Below are 14,296 nucleotides of genomic sequence, written 5' to 3' on the forward strand. Positions count from 1 at the left end.
AAAGAGTTGGGGATATCAACATAAAACCGTTTGTCACGGGAAAGGGGAGTATGCTCGTGATGAAGATGGGGATGGTTTTCACGAAGTACATGTTAACACCATTGAAGGTTGTTGGTCATTACTACGCTGATGGTTAAGACCTCATCGAGGTATTTCTCAAGAAAAACTACCTTTTTATTTAGCATTATTTGAGTTTGTGTACAATATAAAGTGCCGAGGAAAAAGCTTACTTAATGATCTAATAGAGCTATTGATATAACCCCCTAGGAATCCATATAGAGCCTTATTTTATTCTCATTATTGCTTAATTATTATTGGGAACGAAAAACACGTACATTGTCGTGTTCGTTAAGTCATTAATGAGTGTTTTTTCAACTTGTTAAGCACAGAGGGCTATGAGACCTCTGTCTAGCTTCTTGATAATAAGGGGGTAAGGGCCCGTTTCCCCCAGTAACGCAGTTTACCCCGCCAGGGAATGCGTCGGCTTAACCCTTCTTCAATTGTGTATCGGCAGGGATTACAGGTCCCACATGGCTGTTGGTTTGCTAAAGGTTCATGACAAAACCATGTCATTTCTAAAATATCAGAAAAGCCACTGTCCTGAGCCTGTTGAGCCATTTCCAACTTGGTGAGCTCGAATAAAGGAAAACGAAAATAATGAAACAGTTGATATTCAGGTGTACTTTTTAGTTCAGGATTAACGACCCAATAAGGACCATGTTCATCTGCTTGTTTAATGACGTACGGAAGTAAAACGTCATGGGCTTTATCATCTTTGTGGATTGACAGTTCGAGGTCATGTAAATTGAGCTGATGTGCAAATTTAGCGAGCCATTCATACTGCGGACCAATATATTGGCTTTGCAAAATAGTGTCATAACTCTCAATTAACCTGCCTACAGACTCTACATCGTTTGCGGCACGAAACACGGTTGGTGATAGTCGTTGGGTTGCATCAGGCCACTGTTGTTGTATGGCGCGCTTTATTCTCGTCATGGTGGATAACTCAATACCGGTCGAAGTACGGTCAGTATTGAGAATGTAGTATGGCACGACAGGTGCTACTTTGTTGATGAGTAAATCCAACAGTCGAAAGGTGGAGTCCCAACCACCTGTCCAGAGCACATGGTAGATTGCCATAATGAATCATTCCTTTTTAGGTAAACACTGTTATTTTTATAAGACAGTGTAAATGACTCCTGAAATATACAGCAACATTTTTTATTAATTCTGTGTGGTAATAAAAAGACAGTTCTGATTATTTGACTTGTGTGCAAATGCACTGTGATATTTACACGTTTTTTGTAGCTATTTTAACGTCTTCTAGATATACCCTTGGCGAATGATTTCTAGGTTTTGTTATCTTCACTCTTGACCATCAAGGATGGTGGAAATGCTGTTTATGCAGGAGCATTTAACTGCCACCCCAATCACCGATTAATATAGGCTCATGGGGCTTCGTCACTCGATGGCCGCACCTAAAAACCATTCTTATTGGGTAAAATGTCAAGGAAGCCATGCATTAACTCTTTCACCATATGTTTCACAAACCCACTAAAATAGTGCCAACCTACTTTCTACCATCTTCTGATCTCGTTTAAAAAATAATGATATTTCGATCTGCTATGTAGGCTTTAGGAAACGGTTACCCCTCTTTTTGCCGCACATCAATCACATTTTTAATGCATATCTGTTGTACTTCGATGTATGGCAGTAACCACCTTTGTCTCATGAGTTTAATTATACAACACATTGGGCTTGATGCGGCTTGCGAAAACTTCGTGATCACTTTTGCGAATTTTCGTTTTTTGAAAGATGAGTTTTGTAACTGTGTTATGTGTCGCGTTTTAATTTATTTTATTTCGTTAACTTAAGTAAAAAATATCGGTAAATGAAGCGTTTATGTGAATTTATTTGATTGCTTTGATGCGTTTTATCACATCTATTAACAAAACAAATTAACGCATCATTATACGACAATGCTTTAGCAAACTCATTGCTCTATTCATTTTTATAGAGAAATGTTTTTTTGCACAAATAACGGGTAAAGAAGGTTTACAATATGAAGTTAAAACACCAGGTCTTGGCTGGCCTGGCTGTGGCGTCAATCGCTTCCAGTCAGGCTATGGCTGCAACCACGCTGGACGTTTTGGTTGTGTATCCGAATGGTAATGTAGGCACTAAGGATATTAAAACACTCGCCACTACATTTGTTGAATACGCTAACCAAGCGTATATAAATAGTGGTGCTGATATAAAATTACGCTTGGTAGGCGTGAAACAGCTAGGCCGCAATTATGGTGTTGTTAGTGAATCAGCCCTTAACAATATCACACGAGATGATGAAGCGGCCCGGTTGCGTCAACAGTATGGTGCGGACTTTGTAAGTTATGTTGCGCCACGGAATGGTGGACTGTGTGGTATTGCCTGGGTTCCTCAAGGTCGCGATGGTGAGTTTTATCGAGGCGCAGGTAACCAAGCCTATAGTGTCGTAGCATCAAACTGTGGTTTAAGTGTATTTGCCCATGAGCTTGGCCATAACATGAGCTTAGGTCATGGTGTAAAACAGCAAAGTAATGGTGGAATCTGGCGCTGGGCGCGTGGCTATGGGGTAAATGGCTCATTCACAACAGTGATGGCTTACCCTCATGTTTATAATGCCAGAGGCGTACAATATTTTTCGAATCCAAAAATTCGCAAGTGTAATAATCAGTCTTGTGGTATTGATAAAAACAGTTCAAATGGTGCAGATTCTGTTACGAACTTAAACGCAGTAGCAGCACAGATGGCTGCTTGGATGCCAACGAAAGTCAGTAATCCGAATCCAAACCCAAATCCCAACCCTAACCCAAATCCGGATCCAACAGATCCAACAGATCCAACAGATCCAACAGATCCAACAGATCCAACAGATCCAACGGATCCAGGCTGGCCTGATCCCGATGGTCCTAAGCCCGATCCTGATGGTCCAGGCTGGCCTGACCCAGATCCAACTGATCCCACAGACCCAACCGATCCGACAGATCCTACGGATCCCACAGACCCAGATGGTCCTGGTTGGCCTGATCCTGACAAACCTGATAATCCAGACCAACCCAAACCTGGTACCTGTGATAAGCCTCAGCTTAAAAAGAGCTTAGTAAAATCACCTGATTTTAATAGCTTGGATGGCTGGAGTACCTTTAAAAATAACACCGTTAATTTGAAGCAAAAACAGGTTAAAGTTAACTGTGGTACGGATAACCTTTTACATGTCACAGGTCGATCCGCGTACTATGATGGTGCTATTCAGGATATTACGGAAAGCTTAAAGTCAGCGGGTAATATTGCAGCAACTGAGTTTGAGTTGAGTTTAAATATGCAGCTAGCTGCAAAATCTCAAACACGTGATAATGCGAGTGTTGTATTGCAAATTGAAAATGACCTGGGCATTCAGTATCAAACCCTTGCTCATAAATCCATTACTTCAAGTGAAGCTACCAAAATAACCGCTAAATTTAAGGTAGAGACATTTGGCAAAGTCAAAAAAGTCAAACTGTTGATTTTTGGACCTAAAGAAGGTGTGGATTTCTATGCGGATGAAGTCTTGTTGACTAAAGCTGGTGAGCAACCAGACCAGGATGATGATCAAGTGATTAATCATAGTTTTGAAAATGATAATCAAGGCTGGAAACCTTACTTTGGCTTGAAACAAGCGAAACGGACAACCGTAACCGCTAATGCAGGTAATTACAGCCTATCACTCACTGGTCGTGAGAAGTGGTATGCCGGTATTTACTTGAATGCCAGAGGCTTACTGGAAAGTGGTAAAAACTACAAATACAGTTTTGATGCCCGCTTGGCTGACAGCGTTAAAGAAGAACAGTATGTTGATATGCAGTTGTTCTACGAGGATGACAGTGGTGCTCACTGGAAGCGAGTTAAGTATGAAACGGTTCCTGCTAATAAACAGTGGATGACGATCAGTGGTGATTTCTCCTTCCAGGCAAAAGGCAAAGTCAAACGCGCATTCTTGTTTGTCTTCGGACCTAAGTCAGGTAATGATTTCTTTGTCGATAATATTCAGTTTAAACGACAGTAATCGTATAAAATAGCAATATATCTAAATGACTAAGGTGGGAAATTTTTCCCACCTTTTTTTATGCATTATCGATTACCCTATTACCCAAGTAATGCTGCCCCAATAGCACCTGCCCATTCACCATAAATGGGTGGACGTAAATCAGTGGTTGGTGGCTTAAGAGTATATTTAGACCAGTATTGAGGTACCGTTTGATAAAGCTCTTGTATGGTTGACATTCCACCACCCAGTACAATGCAGTTTGGATCAAAGGTTTGAATTATTGTTGCCAAGGCATGAGCAAGATACTGAACATAACGATTAAAGACATCACATGCGGTGTTTTCTTGGTTACGATAGCGGGAGATAATTGCAGGGGCATCAAGTTTTACACCACTTTCTTGATAATATAGCTGAGAAAAGCCAGTGCCTGATAAGTAAGAGTCAATGCAGCCTTGTTGACCACATTGACAGGTAATATGCTGACTTTTAGGAATGAGTGATAAATCTGGTAATGGGGTATGTCCCCACTCTCCTGCTAAATGATGAGCACCAGCCCATAGAGTACGATTAGGTAACACCCAGGCTCCTCCTACCCCAGTGCCTAGTACAGCTACAAACATGACTTCATTTTCAGCTAATTGGTGACCATGGGCTTGGGCGAGAGCAAAACAGTTGGCATCATTTTCGATAGAGAATGGTTGTGCTATGTACTTTTTAAATAGTGTCCCAATAGGCTGTTGATTAATTGCACCCATATTACTTGCATTAAGTACACCTTGGTCATTTACAACACCAGGAATACCTATACCTATATGGGACAACGTACCTACTTCAGTTGTAGCGTGTTGAACAAGCTGCTGAATACATAACAGAAAATCGTTAAGTTGCTGTTTGGGGGTGGGCGTCGTGAATTGCCAGAGAATATCCTGTTCCGCTGAAATAACGGTGGCGGCTATTTTGGTGCCGCCAATGTCGAGACCTAGGCGCAAACATCGCCTCCTAATCGTGTTGAGGAATTCGCGAAATCACTGTGAGTTCCAGCTTGTGCGAAATTCTATTCGGAATATGGGTGAAGGGCTAGCGAAGTCGATAGCCCTTTAACTGCCCTATTTTGAGGTCAAAAATGCGGAGCTAGAAGTCTGCATTACGGCGGGTTCTGGGAAATGGAATAACATCTCGAACATTAGCCACACCGGTAATATAAGACACTAAGCGTTCTAAGCCGAGGCCAAATCCTGCATGGGGCACTGTGCCGTAGCGACGCAAATCGCGATACCAGCCGTAATCTTCTTTATCCAGCTCCATTTCTGCTAACCGGTGATCGAGCACATTCAAACGCTCTTCCCGCTGTGATCCTCCAATGATTTCACCTATCCCAGGTGCCAAAATATCCATAGCCGCTACAGTTTTTTGGTCATCATTCATTCGCATATAAAAAGCTTTGATATCTTTGGGGTAATTGACGACTGCAACAGGTCTACCAATATGCTCTTCGCTTAAGAAGCGTTCATGCTCTGTTTGTAAATCAATGCCCCAGCTGACAGGATGCTCAAATTGCTTGCCTGACTTTTGTAAAATATCAATGGCACCAGTGTAGTCCAGCCGTGCAAAATCATGGTTGATAATGTGTTCAAGACGAGTAATGGCGGTCTTTTCAACACGCTGAGCAAAGAACGCCATATCATCTGAACACTCGGTTAATACACAACGGAAAATATACTTCAGTAGATCTTCTGCGAGATTAATAAGATCATCGATATCCGCAAAAGCAATTTCTGGCTCAATCATCCAGAACTCAGCAAGGTGACGACTGGTGTTTGAGTTTTCAGCGCGAAATGTGGGACCGAAAGTATACACTTTTGACATAGCAAGACAGTATGCTTCTAAGTTGAGCTGGCCTGATACGGTCAAAAAGCTTTCTTTGCCAAAGAAGTCTTGGGTGTAGTCAATGTCACCTGATGCTGTGCGAGGCAGATTGGCTAAGTCCAGGGAGCTAACCCGAAACATCTCCCCTGCCCCTTCACAGTCACTGGCAGTAATAATAGGGGTATGAATCCAGCAATAGCCATTTTCATTAAAGTAGCGATGAACTGCTTGTGACACACAGTTGCGAACACGGGTGACGGCCCCAATTAGGTTGGTTCGAGGACGCAGGTGTGCTACTTCGCGCAAAAACTCAACCGTGTGGCGCTTGGGTTGCATTGGATAGGTATCAGGATTATCCACCCAGCCGATCACTTCGATCTTAGTAACTTGAATCTCGTAGGTTTGGCCTTTTCCTTGGGACGCAACAAGTGTTCCTGTGGCAGAAATCGAGCAGCCGCTGGTGATTTTAGTTACTTCTTGCTCAAAATTAGGCAGCTCTTGAGGTACAACCAGCTGAATAGGGTCGAAGCAAGAACCATCATGTAATGTAATAAAGGCAATACCTGCTTTTGACTCCCGTTTAGTTCTAACCCAACCTTGAACATTGACCTCACTGCCTTCTGGGGGCAGGCCTGCTAATAGTGATTTGACGGAACTGAATGTCATAAAAAAGCGGCTCCTTAGCGGTAAAATTTTAACCTATGGGATGCTGATTACTGAATCAGCTATCTTACCAGGCCATCTGGGCATAATGTGCTTTGTGTAGGCCTTATAAAAAATGGCTATAAGTTTACTCTATATTGAGTAAAAACGGGCATTTTAGCGAATAAGAATGAAATCGTCGCGACTTGTTTTAGCGAAGTAGCTGTCATTGGTCTTTAATTAGACAGTAACGTAATACCGGTTGCGGGGGTCATGCTGTGCGCACCAATATGCCTGTCACTGAAAAAGAATTGAGCTACGACGAGAAGGCAAATCTGCTTTCTGTGACTGATCTGAGTGGAGATATTACTTACGTAAATCAAGATTTCATTAAGGTAAGTGGCTATAGTCAAGAAGAACTGATTGGTCAACATCACAATATCGTTCGGCATCCTACAATGCCATCAGAAGCTTTTGGCGACATGTGGCGTCACCTCAAGTCAGGGAAGGCTTGGATGGGGATCGTCAAAAATCGTTGTAAAAATGGTGACCATTATTGGGTTGATGCTTTTGCATCCCCTATTAAAAAGAACGGGGAGACACAAGAGTATCAGTCTGTTCGGGTAAAAGCCCGCCCGGAATACATCAAACGTGCGGAGTCACTTTACAAAGCCTTAAAGGAGAAAAAAGCCGTTCGACTAACACCTTTTTTTTCTCTACCCCAGAAAATACTGATTGGACTTCTTGTTGCGCCACTTTTAGTGATCGCGGGCTTGTGGTTGCAGGGGATGATTAATACGACATCGGTGTTCTTATTTGCAGGAATTGCCCTTTTAATGTGTGGCTATACCTGGTGGTTAATAAGTCCTTTGGTACAAGCTGTAGAAGCAGCAAGGTCTCATTATTCTGACCCTTTGGCACGTTTTATTTATACTGGCCGGAAGGATGAAACTGGCGATATCTTACTGGCCTTTAAAGCCTATCGTAGTGAGCTAACCGCAACAATTGGTCGGATTAATGACAGTGCTCATGGAATTGATACTGAACTCAGTAGTTTGCGAAGCCGCATTCAAAATAATATGCAGGAAACAGATTCGCTATTTTCACAAATTGACCAAGTCGTTACCGCGGTTACAGAAATGGCCTCCTCAATTCAAGAGGTGGCTGATAATGCACAAAGCTCTTCTGAGCGTGTGGAAACAGTCAACGATGAGGCTCAACTGAGTAAATCCACCATAAATAATGCTTGTGAGCAAATGCGTCGCCTGCAAGTTGAAATTCAAGAAACCAATGACTTTATTGACCAGCTGCAGGCGAATAGTGAAAACATCAATGCCATTGTGGATGTCATTCGTAATGTAGCAGAGCAAACCAACTTACTGGCACTGAATGCAGCGATTGAAGCGGCGCGTGCGGGTGAGCAAGGCAGAGGATTTGCCGTAGTAGCAGATGAAGTTAGGACACTGGCTAATCGTACATATGAGTCCACCGATGAGATTACAACGATTGTTAATCAGTTACGAGATATGTCATCTAAAGCGGCGGAACTGATGAAAAAATCCCAACAAAGTGTCAGTGATAGTGTGGGTGAAGTTGAGCAGGCAACGGAGTCAATGGATCGTATCGCACAGTCAATTGATGCGGTTAATGATATGAACCTACAAACAGCTACGGCAGTAGAAGAGCAAAGTTCTGTATCAGAGTCGATCAGTGAAAATGTCACTGGGGTAAGAGACCTCACACAGCTCTTACAAGAAAGTGTTGAAGAAAATAATGCCAGCTGTACTTACCTTCAAGAGTTAAGCGTGAAGCTAAGCAGTATGGTTAATCAGTTTTGGGCACAGCGATCGGTCAGAAAACGAGTAAGTCGGTAATATGACAGTTGTACAGAAAATAGTAACAGGTTTTATTGCGGTACTTTTCTTACTGCTGGCCAGTGCGGGAATGAGCCTGCTGGAATTAATGGCGCTAAATAAACGGCTTGAGTTTAGTACACAACAAACCCTGCCTACTCTGGTCAATCATAGTGAGTTGACTAATTATTTGCTGCAAGCAAATAAGGCACTAATGTTTTATACCAGTATGCAAGAAACAGCGCCACTTGCGACAATAAACCGCGACTTTAACGATGCCATGCAAAATTATGAGCATCATTATCAACAGTTAATTGCGCTTGTAGACGCTCACCCCTCTCTCAAATCAACATTGGCAAGCATTCATCAGAAGAATAAAGACCTCACCACATTAAGTGTTGAACAAATGCAGCGGCATCAAGGAATTCTCTATCTCAAGAAAAGTTTAGAGCAAAAAAAACAGACGTTTACAGATGACCTGGGGTTTATGCTGGATGATCTGGTTTCAATTGAAGAGATGGCTGAGTCGAATGAGCTTAAATGGGCTGCTCAATTTATTGCACAACAATCAGCGGCTGCTTTAGCGAATATTGAGCAGTTGTTGTTAAAGGATAAGTCTGCGACGGTTTTGGAAATACGCAAAACGAATCAAAATGTTATTGAAAATATAAAGCAGCGTCTAAACGTTATTCAACAGCAGGACGAAGAAGCGTACAGCACAATTACTCCATACATTACTATTTTAGCGCAAGCAAATAACGCAGATATTGGGATAGTGAATAGTTGGCTTTCTTTATTAACCCAACAAGATGAGAGTTATCAGTCAGTTAATGCCATTACCCAACAACTAAACCAGCGTTTGGCTGATCTTAAACAGGTTACGGCACAGTTACAGCAGCAGGCTGCTGAGTCTGAACAGCAGGCTAAAGTCAATGCACAGCGAGCAATTTATACAATTGTAGGGATAGCCATTGCTTCAACGATAATTGCTTTGTTAGTCACACTCAGTGTCAGCCATAGCATCAAGCGCCCCCTAAAAGTCATGATGCAGTCGCTTGATACCATCGCACAAGGAGATTTAACTACTGAGATAGCCATTAAGCGTCGTGATGAGTTTGGACAGATTGCTTCATCAGTCAATCATCTTACTGAAAACTTACGACACTTGGTGAGCAATATTATGAATATGGCTACCCAAATTGGCCTGGAGTCAGATAAGGCCACGCAAACGTGTGACAATACCAAACAGTGTATTGGGCAACAAAGTATACAGTCTTCTTCCGTCGCGACGGCGGTAGTTGAAATGGAGTCTGCTGTATATGAAGTCGCCAAAAGCGCTGAAACAACATTAGCTGAAGTGATTGCAGCGGATCAGTTGGCGAAAGATTCTCGAGTGGCTATGGATGATAATATTCGTCACGTTGAGCAGCTTAACCAAGAAATAAATCGGGCGGCAGAGGTTATCAATGCACTGCGAACCGAAAGTGACAATATTGGTAAAATATTGGATGTCATTCGTGATATTGCTGAGCAGACGAATTTATTAGCGCTTAATGCCGCTATTGAAGCAGCACGTGCGGGTGAGCAAGGCCGAGGCTTTGCGGTTGTGGCTGATGAGGTCAGGCATTTAGCCATGCGCACACAAGAGGCAACCAACGAAATCCATAATATGATTTCGGTTTTGCAGGAACAGGCTCACCAGGCTGTAACTATTATGAATAGTAGTCAGCAGCAGACTGTACAAAGTGCTGAGCAAGTGCGTGAATTTGCCGGTGTCATTAATAATATGCAAAAAACACTGGCTCAAATACATGAAATGTCGGCTCAAATAGCCGCTGCGGCAGAACAGCAAAGTAATGTTGCGAAAGAAATCAGCGAAAATGTAGTTGAAATATCACAAATGGCTGATGTCGCAGTCGAAGATGCGAATAAGACTTCGGAAACCAGCAAAAATCTTGCGGCGTTAGCGCATCAGCAAGAATCTCTCGTGAGCCGGTTTAAAATTCAATAATAATATGAGTTGGAGAGGATAATGAACGCCCTAAAAGTAGCCTGGATTAGTATAATTTTTTGCTCAACCAGTTTCGCCACTTCCTTCAAGCCTGCCGTAATATATGACACCGCAGGTAAGTTTGATAAGTCATTTAATGAGGCTGTCTATAAGGGGGGGGTCAACCTCTGGTGGAAAAACATGGTGTTAAAGTAAGAGAAGTTGCACCAAAATCTGAAACACAAATAGAAAGTGGTTTAACAAAATTGGCAAAACGAGGCTATCAACCCATAGTTGCTGTTGGTTTCTCGATGAAGCCTCATGTTGAAAAAGTGGCTAAGGCATTTCCAGATATTCAGTTTACGATTATCGATGCCAAGATTGATTTGCCAAATGTGCAGTCCATATTGTTTAAGGAGCATGAAGGTTCTTTTTTAGTGGGTGCGCTGGCAGCGTTATCTTCAAAGTCCAATAAAATTGGTTTTATTGGAGGAATGGACCTTCCCATGATTCACAAGTTTGCTTGTGGCTATCGTCAAGGTGCTATGCACATTAAGCCTGATATTGCTTTATCACAAGCGATGACCGGTAATACGCCTATGGCCTTTAATGACCCTGCAAAGGGTGCCACGCTAGCTAAGGCACAGATTCAGGAAGGTGTAGATGTTATCTTTGCGGCTGCTGGGAGCACCGGTATTGGTGTTTATGCTGCAGCAAAGCAAGGTGGCATTTATGCTATTGGTGTCGACTCAAACCAGAACTTTATGCAACCTGGCACCATGCTCACATCAATGCTGAAGAAGGTAGGTGTTGCTACATTACAGACGTGGCTTGAAGCTCAGCAAGGCAAGTGGCAAGCAGGGGTTAAAGTGAAAGGCTTAAAAGAAGATGGTGTAGGTTGGGCGCTTGATGAGCATAATCGACCACTGGTCAGTGAAGCGATGGAAACCCAAATAAATGGCTTAAAAGACAAAATTATTAGCGGCGAAATTAAGGTTCATGACTATACTGAAAATAACGAGTGTCCTTAAGATGTCAGTATTCATTGAATACTTACTAATCTAACTTACTGCTTCATTGTCATTTCTCCAAGGAAAACTTACAGCCCGTTAGGGCTGTTTTTTTATATAGGCTATTCCCCTTTTAACGACCACTGGCCAATATCACTGGAATGTAGTCAAGATGTACTCGGAGCCGTTGTTTTTGATGCTTTCACATATTGACTCAAAGCACTTTGCAACTGCTTTAGGGTAACAGGCTTACTAATAAAGCCGCTCATGCCTGCAGAAAAGCACTTATCCTGCTCTTCTTGAATGGTATTGGCTGTTAACGCCAGGATGGGGGTGTGGTGGTTAAGGTTGGCTGAGTCCCCTCTTATTCTGGAGGTTGCGGTAAAACCATCCATAATGGGCATCTGACAATCCATTAAAATCACATCAAATAAATCCACTTGGCTATAGGCAACGGCCACTTTACCATGTTCTGCGATGGTAACATGGCAGCCAAGCTTGTCGAGCATAGTACGAGCAACTTTTTGATTAACCAGATTATCTTCTACGAGTAGAACATGTAGGCCAAGTGATTGTGTGGAAGTTTTGTAGTTTTGTCTTGTACTTCGACTGAGTGCATAGCGGGTAATCAAGTCTTGCTCAGGACCAGCCTGTAAACATGCGAGTAACATCTTTTTTAGCACTTTTTTACGGTAAGGGCGGACCAGATAACCAGTAAAACCAATTTCACTGCATTTAGCTTTATCCTCTGTTTGTGGCTCTGCGGTTGACATAATCAGTTTGCAAGAGGTGATCTCTGTATTGCTTTTGATGGCTTTAGCCAAGTCAAAGCCATTTGTTTCAGGCATGACTTTATCAATAATGGCCAGGTTGATGGGTCTTTTTTCTTTACTGGCTGTTATTAGTGACGCTAGAGCTAGCGCAGGATCTTCATGGCTGATGACCTGTAACCCCCAACTACGAAGCTGATCTGCGGTAACTCTTAAGTTAAATGAGTGATCATCGACAACCATTATTCTTTGACTAGCCAGCTTTGTTTCTTCCGCAAGGGGTAAGATTGGTTGTTTCTCACGGACAAGCAGTTGCAGACTAAAGTAGAAGCGGCTGCCTTTGCCAACCTCACTTTCGACACAAAGCGTACCACCCATAAGATTGACCAGTTGGCGGCTAATGGCTAAACCTAGCCCTGTTCCACCATAAAGTCGGGTGGTTGAGCTATCAGCCTGCGTGAATTGTTCAAAAATTTTATCTTGGCGATCTTTGCTAATACCAATACCAGTATCCTCAACTGTAAAGCTTAACTCACACTGCTGCTGGTTTAAGTGTAAACAACGAATATCAAGTCCAACATAGCCTTGGTGAGTAAACTTGAGTGCATTATTCATTAAATTAGTGAGTACTTGGCGAATACGTCCAGCATCACCTAATAATGAAGGAGGAATTTGATCATCAACATAGCTATAGAGGGCAATAGCTTTTTCTTGAGCTTTTATATTGAGCAGATCAGTCAAGTCTTCCACTAAGTCGAGTAAATTAAAATCAACCTCTTCTATATCAAGCTTGCCAGCCTCAATTTTCGAAAAGTCCAAGATATCATTAATAATACTCAACAAGGCATGAGAGGATGTATAAATAATATTGGTATAGTCAAGCTGTTCATTGTCCAGTTTGGTATTTTTTAATAATGACGACATGCCAATGACCCCATTAAGTGGGGTTCTAATTTCATGGCTCATATTGGCAACAAATTCACTTTTTTTACGATTTGCTTTTTCGGCTGAAATTTTTGATAACTGCATTTGCTGATAGGCATGTCGGGTTTTTTGTTGCATATGATTGTAACTGGTAATCACATAATTTAGTTCATCCTGATAGGTTTTTTTTCGATTGAGTTTAAGTGGTTTGAATTTTTTATGACTAAGATCGCTGCTACGCATTGATTCTGCAAGTTCTCTCAAATGACGGGTAATTAACCAATAAACAATAAAAAAAATAAGACTTGAAACAATAAACGTTTTTATTGTTTGCGATGCAAGGACAATAAAGGCTTTATCTCTAAGCCGTTGCAAAACTTGAGAAAGACTAGCGACAAGTTCTAACTCACCTAACTTAATGGATTCAGCATTGTAAATCTGTTCAATGGGCCACTTCTGGGTGATGTTATAACCAGATGTAGGTTGTCCTTGGGATAGAGCTATCTCACCATTTCTTATAATTGCAATATACTCAATATCATCTAAAGCATGTATTGCCGATAACTGAATTTCTAGTTGCTCTTCATCTTCAACCCATAAACTGGCAGTAATAATGGGTAAATAACTGGACTCAACCTGTTTTATACGATCGTCAATAGCAGATACATCGTTGTAATAGTCAATGTATAGTTGTAGTACGGTGATACCCAAAGTAATAAATGAACTTGATAATAAGATCCAAAAAATTAAACGTTTGGCAATGCTATCTTTAAGGGGTTGTTTTGCCGGTACGTCCATGCATTGAAAACCATCATTGACTGAATCGTTAATTCAATAGTAGAAAACGAATAATACCTATACAAGAAGAACTCCATATTAGTATAAAGCGAGAATAGTCTGCTTATTTATTCAGTTTAGTTTGTCTATACGGTAAGAGATGTACTATAGGGCACCTCTAAAAATTCTTACTGATGTATAATACATAGCAGCTGAGTAATAAGAAACGAGTGCTAGCAAAATGGTGCAACCAGGTTTTTTTGATCTGAAAGATCGTTATAACAAGCTGAATGAGCGTGACCCATTGGTGAGTCTTAGCGCGTTGATTGATTGGGAGCGCTTTAGGGCTACATTGAATAAAGTTCGTCAAAAGTCCCGAAAAAGCCAAGCGGGACGTAAAC

Annotated in this window: 8 protein-coding genes; 4 read left to right on the forward strand and 4 right to left on the reverse strand. The window is 41.8% G+C overall.

From position 1 onward, the window contains the following. Positions 1 to 408: 408 nt before the first annotated feature. Positions 409 to 1,140, reverse strand: a complete 732-nt coding sequence (locus F607_RS0119850; RefSeq protein WP_027709484.1) for a 7-cyano-7-deazaguanine synthase — start codon at positions 1,138 to 1,140, stop codon at positions 409 to 411. Between the two features lie 922 nt (positions 1,141 to 2,062). On the opposite strand from F607_RS0119850, the gene F607_RS33075 reads away from it, so the two are divergent. Then, positions 2,063 to 4,081, forward strand: coding sequence for a carbohydrate binding domain-containing protein (locus F607_RS33075; RefSeq protein ID WP_027709485.1), 2,019 nt, complete (start codon positions 2,063 to 2,065; stop codon positions 4,079 to 4,081). An 80-nt stretch (positions 4,082 to 4,161) separates the two neighbouring features. On the opposite strand, the gene F607_RS0119860 is transcribed toward F607_RS33075, so the two are convergent. Further along, positions 4,162 to 5,052 carry an ROK family protein gene (locus tag F607_RS0119860; protein WP_027709486.1) on the reverse strand — a complete coding sequence of 297 codons (891 nt, stop codon included), beginning with the start codon at positions 5,050 to 5,052 and terminating at the stop codon, positions 4,162 to 4,164. Positions 5,053 to 5,194: 142 nt separating this feature from the next. Next, positions 5,195 to 6,595 carry an asparagine--tRNA ligase gene (gene asnS, locus F607_RS0119865; RefSeq protein ID WP_027709487.1) on the reverse strand — a complete coding sequence of 467 codons (1,401 nt, stop codon included), beginning with the start codon at positions 6,593 to 6,595 and terminating at the stop codon, positions 5,195 to 5,197. 254 nt (positions 6,596 to 6,849) lie between these two features. On the opposite strand from asnS, the gene F607_RS0119870 reads away from it, so the two are divergent. The 3 genes from F607_RS0119870 (at position 6,850) to F607_RS0119880 (ending at position 11,445) form a co-directional block, all read left to right on the forward strand. Then, a complete protein-coding gene (locus tag F607_RS0119870; RefSeq protein ID WP_027709488.1) occupies positions 6,850 to 8,445 on the forward strand; it encodes a methyl-accepting chemotaxis protein in 1,596 nt (531 codons plus the stop codon). A 1-nt stretch (position 8,446) separates the two neighbouring features. Further along, a complete protein-coding gene (locus tag F607_RS0119875; RefSeq protein ID WP_027709489.1) occupies positions 8,447 to 10,435 on the forward strand; it encodes a methyl-accepting chemotaxis protein in 1,989 nt (662 codons plus the stop codon). Positions 10,436 to 10,605: 170 nt separating this feature from the next. Continuing rightward, positions 10,606 to 11,445 carry a BMP family lipoprotein gene (locus F607_RS0119880; RefSeq protein ID WP_338112636.1) on the forward strand — a complete coding sequence of 280 codons (840 nt, stop codon included), beginning with the start codon at positions 10,606 to 10,608 and terminating at the stop codon, positions 11,443 to 11,445. A 146-nt stretch (positions 11,446 to 11,591) separates the two neighbouring features. Here the strand turns inward: F607_RS0119880 and F607_RS30680 are convergent, their stop codons facing one another. After that, positions 11,592 to 13,916, reverse strand: coding sequence for a response regulator (locus F607_RS30680; RefSeq protein WP_051311661.1), 2,325 nt, complete (start codon positions 13,914 to 13,916; stop codon positions 11,592 to 11,594). Positions 13,917 to 14,296 lie beyond the last annotated feature (380 nt).

This window comes from Zooshikella ganghwensis DSM 15267, assembly GCF_000428585.1.
GTDB lineage: Bacteria > Pseudomonadota > Gammaproteobacteria > Pseudomonadales > Zooshikellaceae > Zooshikella > Zooshikella ganghwensis.